Source organism: Ruegeria sp. CDSB086 (assembly GCF_059611065.1).
This window is the reverse complement of sequence record NZ_JBXWOV010000008.1, coordinates 179,566-204,035: the sequence shown is the minus strand read 5'-3', so window position 1 is coordinate 204,035 and position 24,470 is coordinate 179,566. Positions and strand designations below refer to the sequence as shown.

The window sequence follows — 24,470 nt, the reverse complement described above, 5'->3', positions numbered from 1 at the left end:
AATCTCCTATGGACCAAAGCAATGTCGCAAGCCCTCAGATATCCTGAGTTCCCGGCCAGGGTCCATCATTGACCATTTTGGCACAGTCAGCGTTGCCACGGCATCAGTCCCGAGTATTGCGCCCGGGTCGTCACAGCGTGCGCCATTTGCGCCAGTGTGGTCAGGTCAAATACAGGAAGCTGCAGTTCTTCCTGAAGCCGCGATGCGTAAGGCGGCAGATCCGTGCATTCCAAAACCAACGACCGAATGTCCGGAGCTTCCAGAACCAGACTACGGGCCGCATCCAAGACCTCGGTTTCGATCAGGTCCGTATCCATCCGGGTCCGTGTGTTCCGCAAAATCACTTCGGCGAATTCTGTTGTATCCTCCAATCCCTTCACGGCCACAGGAACACCTGATGCACCGACACCTTCGAAATGCCGGGGCGTCAATGCGGATGCATCCGCGGTTAGCACGCCCACTGGCGCGTTGGCACCGGTCATTTGAAAGGCCAGCGGCACTTGGATTAGGCTGGAGGCAAAGACAGGCACTGAAACCGCAGCAGCCAATTCTTTTTGAAACAAGGCTAGAAAGCCGCAACTGCCAGTTATGGCGCGCACGCCTTCAGCCTCAAGCCGCTTGGCGCCTTCGATGAACGGTGCCAGTAACTCGGGCGAAGGGTTGTTCAGCAAGGTCGGGACCGTCACACCGTCGATCATCTCATACAGAACCGGAAATGGCAGGCTGGAAGGGTTCTTGATATGGCCCGGTGGTTTTGGAAAATAGCTTTCAAGGCACAGTACACCAATTGACGCCCCGCAGATGTTCTGACCACCGTTGTAGATTGGCATAATCATCGGATCCTTCTGATTTGAAACTTTAGAACCGGGCCAGAGAAAACGGGGCCAAATCGATGTTTGGGCTGCGACCGGAAACAAGATCGGCCACAAGCTCGCCGGTTTTCGGGGCCATCATCAGCCCATAGTGAGAATGCCCGAACGCGGTATAGAGCCCTTCCCGCCCGTTAACTGGTCCGATGGCCGGCAAACTGTCCGGAAAGGACGGGCGTCGACCCATCCAAAATTGTGCCTCGCCTGTATTGAGGCCTGGGACCATGGCCTTGGCTTGTTCGGTCAGGATTTTTTTCTTGCGAGGATCAGCGGGCGCGTCGACGCTACCAAATTCAGCCGTGCCAGCGACTCTCAGACCGTCCTGCATGGAACTTGCGACCACCTTTGCGTCTACATCCATGACCGAATTGTTCAATTGGGCCGAGGGCTTAGGGAATTCGACGTGGTAACCCCGCTCGGCCACAAGCGGCACAGGCATCCCCAGTGGTTTCAGCAGGTCGGCGGACCACACACCGGCCGCGAGGATGATGCTGGCGGCACGCAACGTGCCCTGCGAGGTTGTAATCTGCCAACCACCATCTCCAGCCGGTGTCAGTTTGGTGACTTCGGTTTGAACTATTTCGGCGCCTTGCGAGCGCGCTTTTTCTGCCAGAATTGCCCCCACACGTCCTGGTGAGGTTACGCGTGCCTGACCTTTGATCACGATCGCGGCTTTGAATTCCTCTGACAGTGCAGGTTCCAGGCCGCGCAACTCGGCACCATCGACAAACTCCAGATCGCCTCCTTTTTCCTGGCGGATCAGATATCCAAGCCCATTCAGATCAGCCTGCTTCCGGTGGCGAAAAGCGTGAATATAGTAGCTGTCAGTGATCAGGTTTTCGTGCCCGGTGCCTTGAAGATGACGCCGATACAGGTCGATAGAAGGGCGGCACAAAAGCTCCATCGCGTCCGAGATTTCGCGCACTGACTTTTCACCGGAGTTTCGCAAAAACCGCAGCCCCCAGGGGATCATTTTGGCCCAATAGCCAGGCTTGACCGAAAGCGCGCTTTTTGGGTCCAGCAGCATCCGGGGCAGTGATTTCCATATACCCGGCGTCGCTTGAGGAATGATTGACCACGGTGAGACGACACCTGCATTGCCAAACGATGTTTCCTGACCTGGTTCACCACGGTCAATCAATCGAACCGGAATGCCGCGTTCCTGTAACGACAAAGCGCAACAAATGCCGACGATCCCTGCGCCGATGATAGTCACTTGTTCTGTCATCGATTCAGGCCGGTGAGTGACTGCGATTGCGGGCGATTAGTTGGGTGACAATGACCGGCGAGGCCACAGCCATCGCGATCAGATCTGCCGTCAGACTAGGCGCAACAAAGATAATCCCAGCGATGGCCAACAGAATGCGCGATGCGATATTCAGCGGACTCAACCAATACCCAACCACAGCTGCCGACAGGGCAATAACCCCGGCGATGCAACTGGTCGCGGTATAGGTGAACTCCCACAGGTTAAACCCGGTTGAGGACACGAATAGCAGCACCGGCGCATAAACAAAGGCCATAGGCGCTATCACTTTGCCCAATCCAAGGGTGAAGGCAGAAAGACCAGTTCGGAACGGGTTCGAGTTCGCAATGGCAGCCGCGGCATAGGCTGAAGTACAGACCGGTGGTGTAATCTCGGACACCACACCATAGTAGAGCACAAAAAGGTGGCTGGCGATGGGTGGAACACCCAGTTGCGCCAGCGCAGGCTGCGCCACTGACACAAGCATGATGTACAGCGCGGTGGTCGGAATGCCCGCGCCCATCAAGATACAGACGACGGCGATGAACACCAATGAGATGAACAATTGTAAGTCTTCCATCGCAAAGAACTGGAAGCTGCCGAACGAGATCATGTTGTACAGATCCGATGCAAGGTTGCCTGCGCCCTGCGTAACCATGAAACCGATACGGAACCCGATGCCAGTGGTGTTGATCACGCCTACCACGATACCAACCGCAGCAGCGGCGGCACCCACGGCTAGCGAGTATTTCACACCCAATTCTACCGCCTGCAGCATCTCGGGCACTTCGATGCGTTTCTGAGGGTTCAATGTTGCGACCACCGTCAATCCGCACAGGATTGTTGTCATGGTCAGGTCAAAGCCGCCGTCTGAGAACTTCCACAGTACAAAGCTGAGGAACGCTGCCGCGTAGATCAGTGTCGGAGGTTGCCTCAAGCGCGACATGCCCGCGATTACAGCAAGTGATATGCCGCAGAAGGCCGACATGAAGGGCGTGTAACCCGTGAACAGAACCACTAGCAGGCCGATCAGGGGCACTATGTTGGCCCAGCCTTCGGCCCAGACGGCTTTGAGCTGCGGCAGTTGCTCTTTGGTGAGACCTTTGAGATTCAGCTTGCGTGCCATCAGGTGCACGACAGCAAAGACGCCAACATAGTGCAGGAGTGCTGGGAAAATCGCAGCAATAACGATGGTGGTGTAGGGAACCTCAAGAAACTCTGCCATGATAAAGGCAGCGGCACCCATGATCGGCGGAGTGATCTGACCACCCGCCGAGGAAGCAGCCTCGACCCCACCCGCAAAATGGCCGGGGTATCCAAGGCGCTTCATGTTGGGAATTGTCAGCGCGCCGGTTGATACGGTGTTGGCCACCGAAGAACCCGAGATCGTGCCGAAGAAGGCCGAGGATACCACCGACACTTTTGCCGGACCGCCGGTATAGCGGCCCGCCAAAATGGTGGCGTTATCGATGAAAAGTTGACCTAACCCGGTGCGTTGCGCGATCACGCCGAACAACACGAAATGGAAGACGATCGTCGAGACAACCCACAACGTGACGCCGTAGATGCCCTCCTGCGGGAAGTACATCGACGAAACGAAGGTTTTGAAGTTCACGCCAGGATGCTGCAACAATCCGGGGAAATACGGCCCAAGCAAAGCGTATGAGATAAATACGCAGATGATCAGCGGCAGTACCCAACCAAGCGTGCGGCGTGCGATATCCAGCACCAGCAGGATGATGATCACACCCAAAATCACGTCATAACTGTTGGGGTTACCCATACGGAAGGTCTGTTCCTCAATCCCAAGAAACGGAATGCCACGCCAGGCGACGCCCACATACAGCGCCGCTATGATCCCAAGAGCCATGAAGACCAGATCGTAAAGAGGGATGTTGCCGATCCGGAACCGGCTGACCTTAAGCGCATAAAGGCTTTTGGCCCCGATAATCGGGATTGTCGCGTAGACCAGAATGAACAGTAGAGCCAGATAGATGCCCATGTGCCAGTGATCGGCCGGCAGGCCAAAACCGGCCGTTAAGAATTCGTAAAACGCAAAGATCAGGGCCACAACGCGCAGGACCTTGCCGGTTGTCGGCGTAACCTGCCGGACGGCGGCACCCTCGTCGAACTGTTCTTCGATAGCCGCTAGTTCTTCGGCTGTGAGCTCGTGGTCATCAAGATTTTGAGTTGTGGACATGATGGCCCCCTGATTTCGCGTATTTCGAGTGTGCGGTGCCCCGACTAGGGGCACCGGACGATGAGTTGAGTTGAGATCAGGTTACTGAAGAAGCCCGGCTTCTTTGTAGAACTTCTCCGCACCCGGATGCAGCGGAACGCCCAGTGCTTCGACACCATCCAAGGCAGTATCAGGGGTGATCTGCTTGCCCTTAGCATGGCCGTTGTCCAGTAGCTTGCGGGTATTGTCGTTCCACATCGCCTTGGTCAGCTCATAGACCAGGTCGTCGGACAGGTCTGATGACACAACTAGCATCGCGCTGACAGCAGGGGTCTTGGTTTCGCTGTCGATGCCTTCATACACGCCACCTGGAATGGCTGAGGGGATATAGGCCGGAATGATCTCGTTGATCTTGCCCAGATCTTCGTCGGAGAAGGAGTGCAGGTTCATACCTTTGGTCGAAGATAGCTGCACCATCGCTGCAACCGGCCAGCCTGCGGCATAGAAATAGGCATCAAGCTGACCATCGGCCAGACGTTCGGCGCTCTGACTGTTGTTCAGCTCGGCCTCATCCATGTTGTCACGGTTAACGCCCCAAGCATCCAGCATCTGCAAAACGGCAACCTGCGTGCCGGAACCAGCCTGCGCAATGCCAACGCGCTTGCCTTCCAGATCACTCAGATCGTTAATCGTCGAGCCGGCCGGAAGCACCAGGTGCAGGTCTTCGGGGAACAGATTGGCGATGATGCGCAGTTTGGGATGAGGTTTACCTTCGAACTTACCTTCACCCAGATACATCGAACGCGTGACGTCGGCTGCAGCCAGCCCGGCCTCAAGTTCTCCGTTCTGCACGGCGGCATTGTTGAAGACCGAAGCGGTGGTGGATTGCGCGATCGCGATTAGGCCCGGAACACCGCACTGGCCGCCTTCTTCACACGGGCGCGATCCTGGAGGGGCGGAGATTCCGTTTGCGATGGTGCCACCGATGGGGAAGTAAGTGCCGCCAGCGCCACCAGTGCCAATACGGAAGAACGTTGGGTCCTGCGCCAGCGCGGGTGCTGCCAGCGCGCCCGCCAATGCAAGACCAGTCAAGCATTTCACAAATTTCATTATCATCTCCCTTGTTGGAATTTCGGTTTTGGTTTTCCCAAACTTCGATCCCGCAAGCGTAGAGACAAACTGCATAAATACAAATTTGTTATATTTCACTAAACTAAAGTTTTGCTTATATTTAAAAATATGAACCTAACTCAGCTAACTGTATTTCGTGAGGTGATGGAGACCGGCTCCATCTCTCAAACCGCCAAGAAACTAAATCGCACGCAGCCTGCGATTAGCCTAGCGTTGAAAAACCTTGAAAAGACATTGGGTCTGACGTTGTTCGAACGTAAGGGAAGACGATTGGTGCCAGTCCCCGAGGCGCACTATCTCTTAGCCGAAACTACGGGTATTTTGGACCGCCTGGCGACAATCTCCAGCACGATGGAAGGACTCATCAAAGGGCATGCCGGAAGCTTGAATATTGCAACGATGCCGGGTCCATCTGCCTTTTTGTTCCCACGTTTCATAAGCCAATCAGTTGGTGAAAACCCCGATATTCGCATCACGCTTTCGACACGCAGCTCACCGCAGATTATGGAGCTTGCCGGGACGCAAAATATCGACTTCGGCTTTGCTGACTTCGAGCATTCAGCCGGCAAAGAACCCCAGTATTCCGCTGAACTTATCCGGGCTGATTGCTTCTGTGCTATTGACTGTCAACATCCTCTTGCGTCGCGCAAGATCCTGACACTATCGGATCTTGACGGAACGCCAATGGGCGGCCTGCATCCTTCACACCCGTTCCAACGGAAAGTCCGGCAGGAGTTCGAGGACGTTGCCGCGGAGTACAATCAGACTGTTACCTGCCAGTATTTTCTACCTCTTATCCCCTTTGTCAGTTCGGGGCAGTGTTGCAGCATCGTTGACCCGCTGACTGTTGCGACCGAAAAAGAGCTTAATCTATCCAACGGAAAGCTTGTGTTTTTACCTTTCGAGAAACCGCTAAGATATGAATACGCTCTCCTCGAACCCGACCACCGACCACCGTCCCAATTGGCAATTCAGATTAAAGCGGGCTGGAAAGCAGAAGTGTTAAAGAAATTGGAGGCGGTGCAGGCAAACCCTCACGCAACATCGGTTGATGATGCGCAGCGCGAACAGAATTAAAGCTGTGAGGATTGCGACCTGAAATCCAATAAGAACGAATATCGGCAATGACCAATGTGCTTTTATCCGAGGCTGTTTTGCTCAAATTGCGAGCGTTCCACCCAACTTCCCCTACCGCCTTGATGCCTGTACTGTCGAAGAGCAGGTTCAGCGGGCTATTGCCAACGCGATAGGGCAGCCTCACGTTCCATGATCCGAACGAGGAAACCGTTTGCTCAACCGTTTGCGTCCCGGAGACTTTGTTTTGAACGAACCGCGCGCTCGATCAACATTTGCGCCTTTTGACTTTGGGCAACCGAGATAGCTTGGTCAAAGGCGGCATTTGCTGAATCGATATCTCCTTGTGCTGCACTGATTTCTCCTTTGATACGGAGCAACTCAGCCTCAGCCCAGTGTTCTCCTGTGATATCCTGTTCTCGCAATGCGCGATCCACTGTACGTTGGGCAGCGCTAGGATCACCGGCCCTGAGAAGGGCTTTCGCGTGTTCAGCCAAATAGAGCGTTACCCAAAGCCAGCATCCTTTTGCGCGATACTCTTCTAAGGCCTTGTCCAGTTGATGGACAGCACTGGGCACATCGGTCATGCAGGCTAGGACAGCGTCATGAATGGCAACAAAATCTTTCCACAACGCCATGTCGTGCTCGTCCGAGACCCGTCGCATTTCCTCATTGATCTCGGTTGCGTTTTCTATGTCGCCAATCCAGATCGTCAGGGTGACTGCGTGCAGACCTGCGTAACAGATTGTGTTGGCATGTTTGAGCTCGCGGGCTCGGGCAAGAGCCTTGTCGCAGGTCTGCCGTGCCATGTCTTCGTCGCCGCACATCCATTGTGCAAGGAGCATGTAGCACCAGATCTGCACACCCGGATCCTGAGCGAATTTCGTAGAGAAATCTACGATCTCGGCCGAATGATAGAGCTCATAAGCGACTTCGAGATCTTGAAGTGCCTCAGCAGACCGGCCCTTGGCGATCAGGGTCGCAGCCCGCATCCGGCGAGAAATCAGTTTTGGGATCGGGTCAGGTTCGTTCGCCACGTCCTTTACCAGTCTCGAAACCAGATCGAACGCTTTGTGCAGATCGTTGCCGATATATGGCGCGATCCAGGTCCCATAGTAGATTGCGACCGTGAGTTCCGGGTCCTTGGTTGCCTCTATCCGTTCCAGTGCTTTCGAGAATGCTTCGCTGGCTTCAGCTGATGCATAGCCATCCTTCGCGATATGTACCTGCGCGAGTTGCACCAGAAGCGCCAGCTCTCGTTCGCGCCAATCCGGTTTGTCCAGTAAACCCGCCACCAGCGTCAGGGCATTTCGCAGGTGATTTCCCGCCTCAATATATGCCGGTCGGGCCTGAGCTTTTCTGGCGGCCTCGCCCCATAAAGTAATGGCCTTTTCCCTCAACCCAGCCTCAGTCGCATGATGTGCGATCAATTCCGGGGGTGCATTCGGGTCAGCCTCAAACAGATCCGTAAGTCGGTGATGGATTTCCAGACGTCGGCGTTTCAGCAAGCTTTCATAGGCTACGTCCCGAACCAGAGCATGCTTGAATACATATGTCGCGTCCGGAGGAATCCCCCGCCGAAATACAAGTTCGCTGCGCTCAAGCTGTCCCAGCGCATCGTCCAGCGTCAGATCATCGACGCGGGCGATTTTTGCCAAGGAGGCTCGGTCGAAACTTCGGCCGATGCAGGCGGCTATCTGGGCGATTTCTTTAACCGGCTGAAGCCGGTCGATCCGGGCCATGAGGGAATCATGCAATGTCGCAGGTATAGTCACCCGGTCGATGGGACCGGTGAGTTGGAAACTGTCCTCGGTCTCAATAAGATCGCCGGACTCCAATATGGTCTTTGTCAGTTCCTCGATAAACAGTGGCACGCCGTCAGTTCGGTGGATGATTTCCCGGATCAGTTCGTCGGGAAGGGTTTTTCCACCAGATATCTTTGCGAGAACACCTTCGATCTGCTCCGAGCCCAGCCGGTTCAATGTTAGCTTGGATACAATTGGGTGGCCTCCAAAAGCGTGCTGGAAAGTCGGCCTTGCCGTAATCAAGATCATGACCCGCTCGGCCGCAATCCGGTCCAAACAGGCTTCTAACATCGCAAGCGTCGAGGCATCGCACCAGTGTGCGTCCTCCACCACCAGCAGAACTGGTTTTTCTCGTGAAAGGGCCTGCACTTCTGCCGAAGTTTCTTCCATGATCCGGACGCGAAGCTGTTGTGGCGTCAGAATGGGCTTTTCGGCGGATGGACCCGCTTCAATCTGAAGGAGTTCAGCAATGATCTTTGGATCGGCAGCCCGGAGTTGCTGGCGGAGCTTTTCGACTTTTACACTTGCCGAGTCGGTTTTCTGGTGGCTCATGGCATGTGTAAGCTGCTGGACAACAGGAAAGAAACTCGAATCCGTGTGATAGGGAGAGCAGTGATAGTTCATCCGAAAATGATCCTGCGTTGAGACCGCATCAATGACGGCACGTGTCAGCCTGGACTTGCCGATGCCTGCCTCACCAATAAGGACAGCGACTTGGCCTTCGCCAGAAGTTGCGCGCTGCCAGCGATCCATGATCAGCCCCAATTCATGATCCCGCCCGATCATGGGCAAAACGGGATTGAGATCTTCCGTTTCGAAACGGCTTTCTAGGCTGCGCTCAGTTCCCACCCTCCAGGCTGGTACCTGCGAGTCCAATCCCTTAACGTCGAAATGACCTAACTCTTCTAACTCGAACGTGTCTTGGATCAATTGCTTAGTCGATTCCGGAACCAGAACCTGTCCCGGCTCGGCCAATGTCTGAAGGCGTGCAGCAAGGTTTGGCGTGTCGCCAACAACAGTTTCTTCCCGCGATGCCCCTTCCCCGATGAGGTCGCCGACGACAACCATGCCGGTCGCCACTCCGGCTCGAGCAGATAGTGCCTGCCCATCAGGGGTGCGCATTTCGGCGATCGATCCTACGATTTCCAACGCGGAGCGTGCAGCGCGTTTGGCGTCGTCTTCATGCGCCACCGGCCAACCAAAATAGCACAGGACACCATCACCCATATATTTGGCTACATTCCCTTCATAACGTGTGACAATACCGGCGACCGTGTTTTGATAGTGCTTGATCACCTCGCTCATGTCTTCGGGGTCCAGCCGCGCCGACAATGCCGTTGATCCGGCCAGATCCACAAACAGAGTCGTTAGATGGCGACGCTCGGCCTCGCGTTTGATTTCCGTCACACTGGTCGCGTCAGAATGAGATTGATTGGGTTCTCCAGCATCAATGGCAGTCCGCAACCGCTTACGCGCGCCCAGTGAAAGGCCGATCTCGCGCATGTCCTCATCTGTTAGATCAAAAAGGATATCAAGATCGACCTCATTCTCGACCAGAACCGGCTCCAGATTAAGGAGCTTCATTCGTGACAGCCATTCAACGAGATCTGACATTAGGTGACGGGTCCTCGACGAGGGTCTAAGAACCGTAGTTTTCCCGATCAAGAAGGTTTGGGCAATCAGTAATCCCCAGACGTCGAGTTTGCACAAATCGCAAAAGATATCGCCATATATGGCATGTGGGCTAAGAACAGAGAGCCAACTAGGTTGGCTTGAGACCTAGAGATGAGAAAGCCAGAATGCGGCTGAACAAAAGAGCATTCAAAAAAAAAACCTGTGTAGAAAACTCTCGGAACCGCATCGTCGGGCAGGGAACTATTTGATAGTTTGTCGAAATTGCAAACGTGCTAGTTAACCGCGGTGTGTGAGTGCACCTGACTCCAAGGTTCTGCGCCCGCGGGGGTCGGCAGGTTCGACGGGCCGCATTGCGGCTTCCATGATAGCAGGTAGGTGTCGGCCAAGATCCGGGACGGCCCAGAGTGGTCACTTGTTAAGTTCTCGCCATGCTGCGCTTGCAGCTCGCATTGCTACCATTCGCTGCGGACGCGAAGACATGACCTCATGTTGATATCCACGTCTTTTACGTTGTTCCGGCGGGCGCTTCTGATGCGTATGTTCTTCATTTCAGATCGACCTGACATCACCTGCCGCTTGACCAAGAATCCAGTCGATCCCACACAGAAAGTCATCTATTGTGAGCGGATTGTTTTCTCCGCTGGATGCAGAGAGTACAAACCCATGTGCATAGTCGATGAGCACGTGAACAAGGACGTTACCGCCATCGCTGTTTTCAAGTTGGTCCGTGCTGGCCTTTAGTTCTACCGCCACGTTCATAAGGTCCGCGCTCATGAGCGTCACATCGTCCAGGATGGCACGGAGTAAATTGGCGTTCTTCAAAGCGTATGCATAGTAAGTCGCCATAATTGCGCGGGCACGCTTGACCGGAGCACTTCCGCCCACACCATCCAACACGCCTGCAAACGCCACTTCTACCAGATCGGTCAAAAGCTGTTTCTTGCTACCTGCGTGATAGGTCACGGCCATCGGAGTGACGCCGAGTTGATCGGCAAGTATGCGAAAGGACAGCGTATCAACACCTGCGCTTTGGGCGATCGGCAATGCAGTCTGCAGGATCAACTGTTTCGAAAGGCGCTGCTCAGCCTTTGGCGGCCGCCCCGGTGGGGCAGTTTTCGTCATCTGATTTTCAATCTGTATTCGAGATCCACCAGGCCAGAGGGAAAGCTGCTAACCGAAACCAGTTCTAGATCAACGTCGCCTTGTGTCTCGCCGAATATCCGAATGCCTTCACCAATCAGGATGGGAATCAAAGTGATCCGCATGTCTTCAATCAGCCCAGCTTTGAGGAATGAACAGATGATTGCTCCGCCATCCACGTAAACTCGACTGAAACCACGCGCGTCAAAGCTCTTCATCAATTCGGTTGGTGTTTTGTCTGAAACCTCAACCTTCTCACGTAGGTCATTAGGGATGTCGTCGGCTGTCATCGAACGACTGAGAACCACCACCGGCTTCGTGTATGGCCACGCTCCAAACCCCCTAACCGTCCGGTATGATCCCGAACCCATTACGATCACATCGACACTGTCCTGAAAGGCTGTGAACCCGTGATCTTCATCCTTGGTGGGTTGCTTATCCAACCAATCCAGCCTGTGATCCGACCTTGCAACAAAGCCGTCCAGACTCATTGCCATCATAATGTGTCCTGTGGGCATCGTCGGGATCTCCTTCAAATTTTTTATATGCCGTATAATAATATCTTTGACAACGCTCAAGGGGGAATACCATCAGGTTTGGCTCAAAACCCAATCCGAGAATGCCCGCACTGCGCCAATTGGAGCGGTTCTGTGCGGTTGAACTAAGAAATACCCGTATTCAGGCAGAACGGTTTCCGACAACCTAAACAGCCCTGCCCCATTCAAGTTTTCCCCAACCAAGTCATCCATCAAAGCGATGCCCTGTCCGTCGATGACCGCTTGCACCCGGACATTCGGGTCAGGAACGATCAGCACATCTCTCCTTGCTTGCCGAGGAAGCTTTGCGACGTTCAGCCAATCTGACCAGGCGCTGCTGTCATCACGATCTCTCAGCAACGTAAGTTGCGACATTGCGCCTTCTATTCCCAACTCATTCACCAGGTCAGCTGCCAACCGATTACCTACAGGATAGGGCCGTAAGTGCATGAACGGTGTAACGGTGCCGTCGCTCCAATTCCCGTTGCCCCACCTGATTGCCAGGTCCACTTCCTGCATCTCTGTCTGCGAAAACTCGACCATCGGTTGAATGCGAAGCTGCACGTCCGGGTGGCTTTGCATGAATGACATAAGGCGCGGCGACAGCCAGCGCGCAGCGAAATAGGTCGAGACACCAACAGTCAAAGAGCGTGATGAAATCCCTTTCAACGCCTGAATTTCGGTTTCGATTTCTTCGTATCGGGTCTGGCAGATTGCGAGCAGTTTCAGTCCTTCACCGGTGAGTGTGACACCACGCGCTGTGCGCTGAAACAAAGCCATCCCCAGATCGGCCTCAAGCGTTTTGATCTGATAACTGATCGCGCCCTTTGTCATATTGAGCGCCGACGCTGCCGTCGAAAAGCTGGAATAGCGGGCGATCTCGGCAAATAGCCTAAGCAGGTCGTGGTGATGAAAGCGGGCAGTCATGAGTACAGCGTACAAATTTTCTGAACACTGAGAAAAGAAATTTTCGATTTTCAAGGCAATTTTTTAAGCCCAAAATTTGCATCTAGTTGCGTGAAACGAAAAGATGACGTTGGATCCTTTGAACGCTGTAGCAGACACATCAACACCGGCGGGACACCGCAGACGCGTACGCCGACGCCGCTTGGCCCGTGACAATGAGCCCTCTGAAAGCACGCCGTTCACGGGGCGCAAGATACCTGCATATAATCTTCTGAGCGAAACGGCACTGACCCGGATCGAAGATCAAGCCGATTGGATTCTAAACAATATTGGTGTCGAGTTCCGGGGGGATCGTACCGCGCTGGATCACTTCGCCCAAACCGGTGCACGCATCGATGGCGAACGTGTACGGTTTGAACCGGGTCACGTCCGCGCGCTTTGCGCTACCGCCCCTTGTGAATTTCAGTTGCATGGCCGAGACCCGGCCAAAACAGTGACACTTGGCGGCGACAACGTTGTGCTGATGCCGGGATATGGCTCTCCGTTTGTCAGCGATCTGGCGAATGGCCGCCGCTATGCGACGTTGGAGGACTTCCGCAATTTCGTCAAGCTGGCCTACACTGCCCCTGCCCTGCACCATTCCGGCGGCACGGTGGTCGAGCCGACAGATGTACCGGTGAACAAACGACATCTGGACATGATGCTGGCGCATCTGACACTGTCGACCAAGCCCTTTATGGGATCTGTCACAGCACCCGAGCGTGCGCGGGATAGTATCGAGATGGCACGCTTGGTCTTTGGGCGCGACTTCATTGAGCGCCACACAGTGATGCAGGCCAATATCAACGTCAATTCGCCGCTGGTTTATGATGATACCATGTCGTCAGCTCTGCGTATCTATTCGGGGGCAGGCCAATGTGTTTGCGTCTCCCCTGCCATTTTCGCGGGCGCTATGGGCCCGCTTTCGCCGGCCGCGGTGGCGGCGCAAACTCTGGCAGAAGCGATGGTTGGCATTGCGCTTGCGCAACTGGTGCGCCCTGGTTGTCCGGTGGTGTTCGGCTCGTTCCACTCCACAATGAACTTGCGTACGGGCGCTCTGACCTTTGGATCGCCAGAGGCGAACATGACTACGATGGCGCTTACACAATTGGGACGAAGGCTTGGCGTGCCTGTGCGTTCCGGCGGCGGGCATATCACCGCCTCCAATGCGCCCGACGGCCACGCGATGCAGGACAGCACCGGTGCCATGTGGTCCACGCTTTTGTCCGGAGCCCATCAGGTTTGGCATGCGGCGGGCTGGCTCGAAGGTGGGCTTGTGATGTCCTACGAGAAATTCATCATGGATCTCGACCACTGTGGCGCGATGCTGAAATTGCTGCAGGGCTTCGAAATGAACGACGAAGCATTTGGTCGTGATGCCTATTTTGAAACGGGCCCAGGCGAAAATTTCCTGTCGACCAATCACACGCTGCGGCACTACGCGACGGCGAATTTTGAGCCACAGATTTCTGACGCCGGACCCTTCGAAACCTGGTCCGAAAATGGTGCTCTTACAGCAGATCAACGCGCCACCAGGCGGTGGCGTCAGATGTTGAACGACTATCAATGCCCCGAAATGGAACCCGGAATCCAGGCCGCGCTTGAAGACTTCGTGTCAGATCGCAAAGCGCGAATGCCGGACGAATGGTACTAGAAAGGATTAACATGACCAAGGAACTCAGCCGCACGTCTGCCCTTGCCTCACGCCACACTGCGCTTGGCTCGGGACTGGAGGATTGGAATGGCATGGGCACGGCCTGGACCTATGACACTGACCCCAATGATGAACATGATGCAGTCCGTGAACGCGCAGGCATGTTTGATATGTCACCTTTGAAGAAAGTGTTCGTGCGTGGTCCTGACGCCCTTGCCGTGCTTGACCACCTAACCACACGGGATCTGTCAAAACTCGCACCGGGGAAGGCAGCATATCTCTGCCTTTTGACTGACAACGGCGGGATCGCCGATGATGCAATCGTGTCCAACAACGGCGACAACGAGTGGATGATCGTACATGGTTCCGGTGACACCATGGCGCTCTTGGAGGCTTCGGCGGCAGGGCGTGACGTCCAGGTCGAATTTACCGACGACTTGCATGACCTGTCCGTGCAGGGGCCGGCCTCGCTGGATATCCTCAATGCTCATATCGACATCGATCTCGCCAAACTGGGCTACTTTGAACATGCGCCTGCTGTGCTCTTTAGTCATCCCTGCCGTATTTCGCGTACCGGATATTCGGGCGAACGCGGCTACGAGATTTTTGCGGGCGGTGCGGTGATCACCGACATCTGGGACAAACTGGCGGATGCAGGCGTCATGCCCTGTTCTTTCACTGCTCTGGACAAGGTGCGTATCGAAGCCGGGCTGTTGTTTTATGGCTACGACATGACCGATGAAAACTCCCCGTGGGAGGTCGGCCTCGGCTTCACCGTCAGCAGGACAAAGGGCGATTTCCGAGGCAAGTCGATGGTCATGGCCTCGAAAGGCGCCGAAAAAGTCAACAATGTCTGTCTGGACATCGATCACTCCGACATGGTCGAAGGTGGGGAGAGACTGTCCCTGGACGGCGAAAATATTGGGGTTATCAACAGCCCCTGTTACTCTCGCCGCCTGAACAAATCGCTTGCGCTTGCGCATGTTCATCCAGGGCTTGAAATCGGGTCCACTCTAAAGGTCTCAGGAAGTGATTTCGCCACAAACGCAACAATTGTGTCCAGCCCAATTTACGACCCTGAAAAAGCTCGCACACATAGTTAGGGAAGTCTTGGCCTGCAGCGACGGTGCCTGTGTTCCAGCCTCGCCAGCAATGTCTCGGTATGGTTCACGGATCGATCTTGCCACTTTGCGTTGCGGCTCTTTCGGGCGGCATCGGTTTTTCAAAAGGCAGGGTCGATGTCTGATTTTCGGACAAAGTTATTTGGTGCACAAGCAACGCGGTTACTAGCTCTTCCGTCACATCCTACACGCCATTTTTGGCTGCACACTCCATTCGGGCCGAATTCATAAGACAGTTTGGCGATTTTTTGCTAGTCTATCTTATTGTCACTGCACTCGACTTTACGTGGGGGCGTTGGTCTATTGAAAAAACTAATTTTGAAAGCAGCGGTCGTTCTGAGTACAATCTGTCCGCTTAGTCTGGACGGTGTTGCGGCGCAAACCGCCGAAGAAGTTGAAACGGGCAACCGACTGGCGGCAGTGCTACGGGCCGGCAGAAGTGTCGTGTCGAACAGTCAGGACTTAATCAACAATCCGGATATTACCGACAAAGGGCTGTCCGGTGATGTGTTCTACGAGCAAGTTATTGAGGCCTACTTGGAGGCCAATGGTGAACCACCACTGCATGATGGGTTGGACCCACTGGAGCAAAAGCTTACAGAAACGCAGCTGGACGCTATGGTCACGGTAATCGACGCAAACCAAGAGATAATAAATGCCGAGGGAGTGGCATTCAAAGGATTTATTCCGGCGGTTTTTGCGCGGTTGGTAAATGAACAGTTCGCTGATGAAATTGGCACGTCTGCCATGGTCAAGGTAACGGCGCCTTCAGAACTTGTCCGCAATCGCATGGCCCGTCCGGATACTTGGGAAAACTCGGTCATAGAGGAAAAGTTCAAGGACACATCTTGGACCGAAGGGCAGCCATTTTTCGAAGAAACCAACGTTTCTGGAACACCTGCTTTCCGTATGCTGATTCCAGAATACTACTCTGAGTCCTGTCTTTCATGCCACGGATCGCCAGCGGGTGAAACGGATGTGACTGGTTTCCCAAAGGAAGGTGGGCAACTTGGTGATCTGGCGGGTGCAATTAGCATAACCCTTTTTAGATGAAACAAGAATCTGGTGTGAGTAACAATTGGCGGTGGGTGTCCGAAAATACTATTCCGGTGCGCATAGGATCACTGTCGGCGCTCTTGTTAGCTGCTTTGGTCGTGAGCACCATCGTGATGGTCTACGATCTGGCGCGTAACCAAGCCCGCATACAAGACGCAAATACTGAGTTTCACCGGCTGGAAGTGGCAGGCCAGGCAGATCGTCAATTTGGAGAAATGAGGTACTGGCTGACGGATCTTTCTGTCAGCTTACTGACCCTTTCTGAGCGGCGCGCCAACGAAGCAAGTACAAAGCTCAATAGCAGCCTCGAACAGCTCTCCGATTTTGCACCCGAGTCCGCAGCCAGCGTACAAGAGCAGGCAAACTCCTATTACGATACTTCCATGCAAGCAGCCGATGCTTACACCGACGGCAACAGAGTGCTGGGAAATACTTTACTTGCACAGGCCCGAGTGGCCAGTGATGCCGTCGACAAGACGCTGACGCAATTGGTCGATGACCTATCTGAAAGCGCCGACCAAACCAGAAATGAAGCAACGATTGCCGCCAAGGCAGCGATGAACCGAGCGATCATTGCATGTGTTATCATTGTGATATTGGGAGCGCTTCTTACGTGGCGTGCTCTAAGGTCGATCGTTGTACCACTGCATGCAATCAACATTGCGATTTCAGGCCTAATCCGGGGTGAACGGGATGTCGCGCTGCCGCCCGAAGGCCCTGATGAGCTAGGTCGGATGTCCCAAGCGCTAAGAGCGCTTCGCGACAGCCAGGACAAACGGCGCGAACTAGAAGAAGAAGCGCGTGCGCAGCGCAATACGATTCTGACAGCAATTGAAACAATTCCAGACGGGTTTGCATTGTTCGACAACGAAGACGAGCTCATACTCTTCAATGATCGGTTCCGCCGCATTTTCGCACATGTGGACGACATTCTGGTTCCAGGCACCCGGTTCGAAGACATCTTGCGGCTGCAACTGGAACGAAAATCGGTGGATACCGGCGATGTTCCTGACGAAGAGTGGATTAGTAGCCGGCTTGCACGACATCGCAGACCTGACGGAGATCGCCAAGAAGTCTTGCTGGGTGGCGCATGGATTCAGGTGTCGAAACGCCAGACGCCCGACGGGGGCACGGTCGCTGTTTACAGCGATATTTCTGACCTTAAGTCCAAACAGGAACAACTTGAAGATGCCAACGCGCAGGCGATCGCCGCCAGCTCGGCCAAAAGCCAGTTCCTGGCTTCCATGAGCCACGAGTTGCGCACTCCTTTGAACGCGATCATCGGTTATAGCGAAATGCTGTCTGAAGATGCTCAGGACATGGGATTCGAGACTGCGACGGATGATCTGGAGAAGATCATGGCATCCGGGCGACATCTGCTCTCGCTCATCAACGACGTTCTTGATCTGTCCAAGATCGAAGCGGGCAAAATGGAAATGTACCCGGAACGCTTCGCACTCCGGCCGTTGTTGGACGAAGTCGCGTCGACGGTGGTTCCCTTGGTGAGCAAGAATGGAAATGAACTGGTTCTCTCTTGTGATCTCGAAGACACTGACGAGATCGAAACCGATAAAACCAAGCTCCGGCAGAACCTTTTCAACCTATTGTCCAACGCGGCGAAGTTTACTGAAGGTGGTAAGATCGAGCTTCTCGTCTCTAAACTCCGGAAGAATGATACGGATTTCTTTCGATTTGCGGTGCGAGATGAAGGTATCGGAATGACGTCGGAGCAACGCGACAAGCTGTTCCAGGCGTTCGTACAAGCTGATCAGTCTACTACGCGCAATTTCGGAGGCACCGGGCTCGGGCTCGCCATTGCGCAGGAATTTACGCGTATGATGGGCGGGCACATCACAGTTGAAAGCAAGGAGGGTGTTGGATCGACCTTCTCTTTTGAAATTCCGGCGCGTTATGCTGCTGTGTCCACCTTGGTTGACGATCACAGTGAAGCGTCACCGGACACTGCTTTGGGCCGCGTTCTGATCGTGGATGATGAAGAAGACGCACGAAACGCGGTTGCACAAATCGTACGCGAGGAAGGGTATGATGTCTTGATGGCATCGAACGCGGAGGCGGGCATGAAAACGGCACGCGCGCAAAAGCCTGACGTCATTCTACTGGATGTTATTATGCCCGAACGCGACGGCTGGTCTATGTTGAAAGAACTCAAGGCAGACTCGAAGCTGTGCGAGACACCCGTCGTCCTCGCCACAATTGTCGCGGATCGCGACATGGGCCTTGCTTTTGGAGCGATCGAGCACCTGATCAAGCCGATTGATCCTGCTCGGCTGATCGCAACGCTAGATTCAATCGCCTCGGGTCGCGCCAAAGACGTACTGATCGTTGACGACGATATGTCAACACGGAACCTGTTTCGCCGTATTTTGACGCGCAATGGTTGGACAGTGCGTGAGGCGGCAGACGGTCACGGCGCGCTCAGCCAGTTGAAATCTAAAAGACCGACTCTGATGGTATTGGACATTATGATGCCTAATGTGGACGGGTTTGATGTTCTCAAAACGGTTCGCACAACTGATGGGCTTGCCGATTTGCCGGTTATCGTAGCCACGTCTAAGGACCTGACGCGGGACGAGCTGGATTGGTTGAAAGCCCATTCAGATGAGGTCATCCGCAAAGGAGATACTGGTCGAGGTGATCTGATTGCGGCGCTGAAACGTCAGTTACAGGACTATTCATAAGTCGGAAAGTTTAAGGCGATGGCAAAGATACTTATTGTGGAAGACAACGATATGAACCTCGATATGCTGTCGCGTCGGCTCCAAAGAAAAGGATACGAAACCGTATCGGCCCGCGATGGTCAGGCTGGCGTCGAACAAGCCCTATCGGATAAACCAGATCTGATTTTAATGGACATGAGCCTGCCCGTAATCGACGGTTGGGAGGCGACAAGACAAATAAAAGCAAACCCAGACACGAAAACTATCCCAGTTGTCGCTTTAACTGCCCATGCGATGCAAAGTGATCGCGACAAAGCCATGGAGGCAGGATGCGACGAATTCTATACCAAGCCGATCGAACTGCCTGGGTTGCTGGAGATTATTAAAAAACTGCTGGACGGGTAGCGCGGCATGGTTTCAGAGACCCGGAAAGACAAGTTGGCACTAGCCACCCGCATTTCCCAGAACCTCAATGGGCCGTCAGAAGCGATCGTAGGGTTTCATAACCTGCTGATCGAGGAGGTGCGCAAAACTGGGCCAGAAGCCGCGTTAAAGGATTTGCAAAAGATTGGCGCCGCCGCCAGCAACCTTGTTCAGATGATCGAATTGTTGGGGAAAAGTGCGCACCAAATCTCGGCCGACAAAGACGCTCAGGCAAAATTACGGCATGATTTACGCTCACCGATCAATGCGATCATTGGTTATTCCGAAATGGTTCTGGATGATTTCGAGGCAGATCTGAAGCCTTCCGCTCGCAGCGACATAAACGCGATCCTGAGCGAAGCGCGTAAGCTGGCGCTACAGATCGACAGCACCATCAGTGATGCGGACATTCCGCAAAGCGCTGAGGACAGTGACCGGGATCAGGAAATTGCGGCCAGCCTTGAACGCAGCCTTGCGAGCTCAGATGCCGGTCGCGAAGCCCTGACCGGGCGTATCTTGGTGATCGATGACGAGACGGCTAATCGGGAAATCCTGACTCGTTTGCTAGAGCGCCGAGGACACAGTGTGCGATCGGTCGGCTCGGCCAGCGAAACTTTTGAAGCACTAGATCGCGAGGGCTTCGACCTTGTTCTGTTGGATATCCTAATGCCAGAGGTAAATGGCATCGACGTCCTCGAAAGAATGAAAAAAGATCCGTCTTGGCGCGAAATACCCGTGGTCATGGTTTCAGGTCTGAACGAGACAAACGCTATCGCCAAATGTATCAGTGTCGGCGCTGAAGACTATTTGCCAAAACCTATCGACCCGGTGTTACTGCACGCGCGCGTGGATGCCTGCATGGAACGCAGTCGCTGGCGCGCTAAGGAATTGGCGTTCACAAATGAGATCACCTACGAACGTGACAGGGCAGACAAATTGCTGCACTCGATGCTGCCCGCGCCGGTTATCAAACGACTAAACGATGGCGAGACAAACATCGCTGATCGTTTCGTCGGCGCCACCATAATATTCGCGGATATCGTGGAATTTACACCACTAGTAGCCCGCATGGACGCCGGTGACCTGATCCTGGAATTGTCAAACTTGTTCACTGCATTTGATGACCTGGCCACCCTGCACGGTATCGAAAAGATCAAGACGATTGGAGACGCCTACATGGCGGCATCGGGTATTCCTTTGCGTCGCGAGGACCACGCGCTAGCGGCAATAAGCTTTGCACGTGACATCCTGAGAACGATGTCCGACAGCACAGTTAGTAGCGCGGGTTTGCAAATCCGCATCGGTATCCATTCCGGACCCGTCATTGCTGGTCTGATTGGGCGAAAACGTTCAATTTATGATGTTTGGGGGGAAACCGTGAACCTTGCCAGCCGTCTCGAGGCCACGGGAAGGTCAGGGCACATCCACATCTCCGAGGAAACCAAAGATGCACTGGGTGACCATTTGTCCAACGCGGAAGCGCAAACTCATTTTGTAAAAGGAGTGGGAGAAATAACATCCTACTTCGTATCTTAAGGCTTGTGACACGGTTCTGAGCCCCATCAGTTCGACCGTTTGATAATTTCGAGTTGGAACTTGGCCAAACGGCCTAATTTGTGTCTCCAAAAGCGGATCGTTGCGTTTGCAAACCCTTGGTTCTGGACCAATAAATTTGTTGTCCCCATCTCGGCGACATGGTTCAAGCACCTGAGATGTGGGGGTCATGTTGAGTAGTCTATTCTGGTTGTTGGACGAGTAGATGGCGCGGCTATAGCCTTACTGCGCAAAGGGCCATGATTTCGTCCAAATTCCGGTAAGACACTCCGTACCGCAGGTAGAAGATAACCGCGAGTGTGATCACGTCATTCGGAAAATGCGCGCCTTCAACGAGATTGTCACGGCCTGCTCCTGTCATGTTCTTGTGCACGCGACCAGGAACGCACTCGACCTGACAGGTAGAGGCAAAGTTTGCGACAGCCCCCCCCTCTAACCGCGCTCAGCCATGATCTGTCGCAAACTTGAGTTCAAGGAGCATTATGATAGCACAGCGCCAGTTTCCATAATGATCATTAAAACAGCTTTTTGCTCACTATATTGATGATCCGCATTTGCGCGAGCTTTTAGATGTTATGCGGCCAATGGAAACGTACATCAGCCGCTTTGTTCTGATTTCGCCACTAAACTAACCAAGGTGGCGCGCGATCTGTTCTATCAGTTCTTGAGCATCCTCGGTCGATACTCCCCGCACTCGGACTCGAATGCGAACTTCATCTGGTGACAGCTCGGCCTGTACTGTCCCCCCTCCACCCAACTTGATCGGTGTCAACGGTTGGACTAGCTGCGGACGCCCGCCACGGGGCTTATCGGCAGCAGGCGGAGGAGACGACTTCATTGCATTTTCCAGAGCGTCCCATTCAGTTTTAGGGTCAATAACCTCTGCCTCTGCCAGTGCACGACGAAGTTTGCTCTGAGCCCCCCCTCTCAGCGCCGATGCGAGTTTTAAACCCGCCTTCTCCGAAAGCGCCACAGGATGTTGCAGCAGGTCACCGAGAGCTTCATGGACCATAGCAAAACTGCGAACTTTTGATCTCTTGGCTTTGGAGGCAGCTGCAAACAAGACATCGACTGCTGCCTCGGTAGATTCGAATATCCCCTGCCCTACTGCCAGAACTGCGATACGTCCACGCTCGTATGGGCTTAGGTTAGAGCGTAGCTCATTTTCTTCGACCATCGATACGTAAGCCCCCTGCCCCGAACCAGCACCTCTCACGAAGGCAGGAATGGTTGCAAACCGATCATCTGTTTTAGACAAACGTCTAAAAGCGTTTAAGCGCCTGAACCCCGAAATAAGACCATAGCTTTCGCCTTCACGCGTCACTTCAATAGGTGTACGCAACCCGTTTGTTCTCAAAGACTCCAAAAGCTCCGCCATAGCCTCTTCGTCTTCGACCATCCGATCTCGACGAATATACTCAGCATCAATCGACTCAATCGGTAGCATTTCAGCCACCAAACCCGCATCCTTTGCGTCTCGCCACCTTGCTGCGTCGCTTTGATCCTTGGCTAATTCCACACGGTCCGTGACAGTCGCCATTCCGCTTAAGGATGCAGCCTCTGCTGCTACCTGTGCAATCGGTGGTGTAGGCGTTGTACCGTCAAACGGGTTCAAAGAAGGTTTCGCGGCGAAACCCACCTCCAACTCTTCTAATTCCGCTGTGTTTGGAACAGCAAGTCTTCTACGTTTAGCCATTCGACTCTCCTCCCATTTGGGCATCCCGCCACCAACAACCTATTAGAACTTCTTTGAATTCCGCGTAGGTACGATCAAAAGTTTCACGTCCACGGACATAGGTTTCGCGGTTAAAATCTCGGTAGTCAGCCTCGTAAATACCGTTCACTTGTTCACCCGCCTGCCCGACCAAAGCAGTGAAGTCCTGTCGGTAAGCGTTCATGAAGTCACCAAAATACGCCTGGATCACGTTCGCCATATCTGTCTGTTGGCTGGCATCAAATCGGGTAATGATTGCCCGAACGACATCCCATTCGAACTTCAACTCTGGCAATCCGGCTGCTCGCTGGGCGGTGTTCTCCCCATCTTCGATACTTGCGAACGTCGTATACAGCATGTCAAAGAAGCGGCCGGTTGAATCGAACTCCAGGAATGACGCTCCAAGCGGGACCAAAAGGATATCCGCTGCAGCCAATGCGTTGATCGTTAGGTACCCAAGTGCAGGAGGGGTATCAATGAATACGATGTCGTAATCGTTTAGAACACCTTCAGTCTCAAGAAAGTTGGTCAGACCATCCCACAATGGCCAACTTTTTAACCCCATACGCCAGACCGGGATCTGGAACTCTGCCCAATACAAATTCAGTTGGGCCCCTATAAGGTCGATATTGGGCCAATGGGTTTTCTGAATAACATCAGTTGGACTTGTTGCTAGCGCCTCTTGCAGTGTTTCATCCAAAGGGATTTCGGCCTGCCCGCCAACCTGCCGGACACGGTTCTCTTCTTGAACAGCCCTCGCGTAATCTTTGGCTATCAGCGGAAATACTGTTTGCCACTCGTCCGCAACTGTTCCGCCAAGAATTGACGTCATCGATCCCTGGCTATCTAGATCAATCACCAGAACTTTGTAGCCATCTAATGCCGCAGACATAGCAAGGTGAGCCGCGGTTGATGTCTTGCCAACGCCCCCTTTGAAGTTCGCTACTGATACGACTTTGGCAGGCAGGCCTTCCGGACGATATGGCAAGTATTCCTTAGTACTGACACCTTCCGCGGCAAAGTGTTTTCTAAGCGTCAGAACCTCTTCAAGAGTAAACCACTTTGAACCTGCTTCCCCCTCGCCTTGTGGGAGCTCGATATTTGCTTTGAGGACGCGTCTTAGGTGAGCTGGCGCTACGGGAATTAAGTATTTGGTGATCTCCCAGATAGAGAAACGACGTAACCGTTTTTCACCGTCGGGTGCGTAACCTCTCCTGGCTAAATCCTCGCGTCCTTTTGCACAGAAAGTGGCAGCTTTAGCGAATCGTGAAGTTCCAATAGGATCAGGCAACTTTGCCGCTGCTTTTTCCGGTTCGAGATTGAGATAAGGGGGCAGGGGAGGTTGGTTGTTCTTATTCACTGTCGGTACCTCAGGTAATGTTCGCCTTGGCGGCGTATATAGCGCAATGTAGCGAACATTTGGAGGAGAGGCTATCCTTCCTCTTCGTTTTTTCCACTGAAGTTGTAGTTGCGACTAGGTTTCGCCGCGAAACTTGAAAAATGAATAATGCAGAACGCAACAAATCGTTTAGTTTTTTTGTATAATTTAGAATCTTTGGGGTAGAAAAACATACTTAATACAAGAGATTACATATTGATGAGTAACCATTTACAGGGTCAAGGGGACCCGCATACGGTATTATAAGTACCCAAGTACAGGACGTTTGGTACCTAGTTACGGTTAGAAGGGTCCCGATTCTCAGGGCGCTA

The 24,470-nt window shown here is 53.6% G+C and carries 17 protein-coding genes and 1 pseudogene; 7 read left to right on the top strand and 11 right to left on the bottom strand.

Annotation, left to right across the window (positions count from 1 at the left end):
* Positions 1-86: 86 nt before the first annotated feature.
* From AC2FIO_RS17510 to AC2FIO_RS17495, 4 genes are all read right to left on the bottom strand, one after another.
* Positions 87-836: an aspartate/glutamate racemase family protein gene (locus AC2FIO_RS17510; protein WP_496699248.1), complete on the bottom strand. Its 750-nt coding sequence runs from the start codon at positions 834-836 to the stop codon at positions 87-89.
* A gap of 22 nt (positions 837-858) precedes the next feature.
* Entirely contained in the window at positions 859-2,097 is a 1,239-nt protein-coding gene (locus AC2FIO_RS17505; RefSeq protein WP_496699246.1) for an NAD(P)/FAD-dependent oxidoreductase, read from the bottom strand.
* A gap of 4 nt (positions 2,098-2,101) precedes the next feature.
* Positions 2,102-4,315, bottom strand: a complete 2,214-nt coding sequence (locus tag AC2FIO_RS17500) for a TRAP transporter permease (RefSeq protein WP_496699244.1) — start codon at positions 4,313-4,315, stop codon at positions 2,102-2,104.
* 81 nt (positions 4,316-4,396) lie between these two features.
* The gene (locus AC2FIO_RS17495; RefSeq protein WP_496699242.1) at positions 4,397-5,404 is read right to left on the bottom strand and encodes a TAXI family TRAP transporter solute-binding subunit; all 1,008 of its coding nucleotides are present in this window, start codon (positions 5,402-5,404) and stop codon (positions 4,397-4,399) included.
* A 129-nt stretch (positions 5,405-5,533) separates the two neighbouring features.
* On the opposite strand from AC2FIO_RS17495, the gene AC2FIO_RS17490 reads away from it, so the two are divergent.
* Positions 5,534-6,502, top strand: coding sequence for a LysR family transcriptional regulator (locus AC2FIO_RS17490; protein WP_496699240.1), 969 nt, complete (start codon positions 5,534-5,536; stop codon positions 6,500-6,502).
* An 88-nt stretch (positions 6,503-6,590) separates the two neighbouring features.
* Here the strand turns inward: AC2FIO_RS17490 and AC2FIO_RS17485 are convergent.
* From AC2FIO_RS17485 to AC2FIO_RS17465, 5 genes and pseudogenes are all read right to left on the bottom strand, one after another.
* Positions 6,591-6,686, bottom strand: a pseudogene (locus AC2FIO_RS17485) (IS5/IS1182 family transposase); the annotation flags it as partial.
* A gap of 31 nt (positions 6,687-6,717) precedes the next feature.
* The gene (locus tag AC2FIO_RS17480) at positions 6,718-9,918 is read right to left on the bottom strand and encodes an ATP-binding protein (RefSeq protein WP_496699238.1); all 3,201 of its coding nucleotides are present in this window, start codon (positions 9,916-9,918) and stop codon (positions 6,718-6,720) included.
* 570 nt (positions 9,919-10,488) lie between these two features.
* Positions 10,489-11,061 (bottom strand): TetR/AcrR family transcriptional regulator, encoded by a 573-nt coding sequence (locus AC2FIO_RS17475; RefSeq protein ID WP_496699236.1) that lies wholly within the window; start codon positions 11,059-11,061, stop codon positions 10,489-10,491.
* The gene (locus tag AC2FIO_RS17470; protein WP_496699234.1) at positions 11,058-11,576 is read right to left on the bottom strand and encodes a dihydrofolate reductase family protein; all 519 of its coding nucleotides are present in this window, start codon (positions 11,574-11,576) and stop codon (positions 11,058-11,060) included. The genes AC2FIO_RS17475 and AC2FIO_RS17470 overlap by 4 nt, the downstream gene beginning before the upstream one ends.
* Before the next feature lie 93 nt (positions 11,577-11,669).
* Entirely contained in the window at positions 11,670-12,542 is an 873-nt protein-coding gene (locus AC2FIO_RS17465; RefSeq protein ID WP_496699232.1) for a LysR substrate-binding domain-containing protein, read from the bottom strand.
* A 103-nt stretch (positions 12,543-12,645) separates the two neighbouring features.
* Here AC2FIO_RS17465 and AC2FIO_RS17460 point away from each other — a divergent pair, with 103 nt between their 5' ends.
* The 6 genes from AC2FIO_RS17460 (at position 12,646) to AC2FIO_RS17435 (ending at position 21,028) form a co-directional block, all read left to right on the top strand.
* Positions 12,646-14,214: a trimethylamine methyltransferase family protein gene (locus AC2FIO_RS17460; protein WP_496699230.1), complete on the top strand. Its 1,569-nt coding sequence runs from the start codon at positions 12,646-12,648 to the stop codon at positions 14,212-14,214.
* An 11-nt stretch (positions 14,215-14,225) separates the two neighbouring features.
* A complete protein-coding gene (locus tag AC2FIO_RS17455) occupies positions 14,226-15,317 on the top strand; it encodes an aminomethyl transferase family protein (protein WP_496699228.1) in 1,092 nt (363 codons plus the stop codon).
* 321 nt (positions 15,318-15,638) lie between these two features.
* Positions 15,639-16,388 (top strand): Tll0287-like domain-containing protein, encoded by a 750-nt coding sequence (locus tag AC2FIO_RS17450; RefSeq protein ID WP_496699226.1) that lies wholly within the window; start codon positions 15,639-15,641, stop codon positions 16,386-16,388.
* On the top strand, positions 16,385-19,090 hold the full coding sequence (locus AC2FIO_RS17445) for a response regulator (RefSeq protein WP_496699224.1): 2,706 nt from the start codon (positions 16,385-16,387) through the stop codon (positions 19,088-19,090). The genes AC2FIO_RS17450 and AC2FIO_RS17445 overlap by 4 nt, the downstream gene beginning before the upstream one ends.
* A gap of 18 nt (positions 19,091-19,108) precedes the next feature.
* A complete protein-coding gene (locus AC2FIO_RS17440; RefSeq protein WP_058273434.1) occupies positions 19,109-19,474 on the top strand; it encodes a response regulator in 366 nt (121 codons plus the stop codon).
* Positions 19,475-19,480: 6 nt separating this feature from the next.
* A complete protein-coding gene (locus tag AC2FIO_RS17435) occupies positions 19,481-21,028 on the top strand; it encodes an adenylate/guanylate cyclase domain-containing protein (protein WP_496699222.1) in 1,548 nt (515 codons plus the stop codon).
* 646 nt (positions 21,029-21,674) lie between these two features.
* Here the strand turns inward: AC2FIO_RS17435 and AC2FIO_RS17430 are convergent.
* Both AC2FIO_RS17430 and AC2FIO_RS17425 read right to left on the bottom strand, forming a co-directional pair.
* A complete protein-coding gene (locus tag AC2FIO_RS17430; RefSeq protein WP_496699221.1) occupies positions 21,675-22,742 on the bottom strand; it encodes a ParB/RepB/Spo0J family partition protein in 1,068 nt (355 codons plus the stop codon).
* Positions 22,735-24,120, bottom strand: coding sequence for an AAA family ATPase (locus AC2FIO_RS17425; RefSeq protein ID WP_496699219.1), 1,386 nt, complete (start codon positions 24,118-24,120; stop codon positions 22,735-22,737). Before AC2FIO_RS17425 ends, AC2FIO_RS17430 begins: the two co-directional genes overlap by 8 nt.
* Between the last annotated feature and the right edge of the window lie 350 nt (positions 24,121-24,470).

What these genes read in the sequence shown, in the direction of transcription:
- AC2FIO_RS17510 (WP_496699248.1), bottom strand. Translation starts at nt 836, where the DNA reads ATGATTATGCCAATCTACAACGGTGGTCAGAACATCTGCGGGGCGTCA.
- AC2FIO_RS17505 (WP_496699246.1), bottom strand. Translation starts at nt 2,097, where the DNA reads ATGACAGAACAAGTGACTATCATCGGCGCAGGGATCGTCGGCATTTGT.
- AC2FIO_RS17500 (WP_496699244.1), bottom strand. Translation starts at nt 4,315, where the DNA reads ATGTCCACAACTCAAAATCTTGATGACCACGAGCTCACAGCCGAAGAA.
- AC2FIO_RS17495 (WP_496699242.1), bottom strand. Translation starts at nt 5,404, where the DNA reads ATGAAATTTGTGAAATGCTTGACTGGTCTTGCATTGGCGGGCGCGCTG.
- AC2FIO_RS17490 (WP_496699240.1), top strand. Translation starts at nt 5,534, where the DNA reads ATGAACCTAACTCAGCTAACTGTATTTCGTGAGGTGATGGAGACCGGC.
- AC2FIO_RS17480 (WP_496699238.1), bottom strand. Translation starts at nt 9,918, where the DNA reads ATGTCAGATCTCGTTGAATGGCTGTCACGAATGAAGCTCCTTAATCTG.
- AC2FIO_RS17475 (WP_496699236.1), bottom strand. Translation starts at nt 11,061, where the DNA reads ATGACGAAAACTGCCCCACCGGGGCGGCCGCCAAAGGCTGAGCAGCGC.
- AC2FIO_RS17470 (WP_496699234.1), bottom strand. Translation starts at nt 11,576, where the DNA reads ATGGCAATGAGTCTGGACGGCTTTGTTGCAAGGTCGGATCACAGGCTG.
- AC2FIO_RS17465 (WP_496699232.1), bottom strand. Translation starts at nt 12,542, where the DNA reads ATGACTGCCCGCTTTCATCACCACGACCTGCTTAGGCTATTTGCCGAG.
- AC2FIO_RS17460 (WP_496699230.1), top strand. Translation starts at nt 12,646, where the DNA reads ATGACGTTGGATCCTTTGAACGCTGTAGCAGACACATCAACACCGGCG.
- AC2FIO_RS17455 (WP_496699228.1), top strand. Translation starts at nt 14,226, where the DNA reads ATGACCAAGGAACTCAGCCGCACGTCTGCCCTTGCCTCACGCCACACT.
- AC2FIO_RS17445 (WP_496699224.1), top strand. Translation starts at nt 16,385, where the DNA reads ATGAAACAAGAATCTGGTGTGAGTAACAATTGGCGGTGGGTGTCCGAA.
- AC2FIO_RS17440 (WP_058273434.1), top strand. Translation starts at nt 19,109, where the DNA reads ATGGCAAAGATACTTATTGTGGAAGACAACGATATGAACCTCGATATG.
- AC2FIO_RS17435 (WP_496699222.1), top strand. Translation starts at nt 19,481, where the DNA reads ATGGTTTCAGAGACCCGGAAAGACAAGTTGGCACTAGCCACCCGCATT.
- AC2FIO_RS17430 (WP_496699221.1), bottom strand. Translation starts at nt 22,742, where the DNA reads ATGGCTAAACGTAGAAGACTTGCTGTTCCAAACACAGCGGAATTAGAA.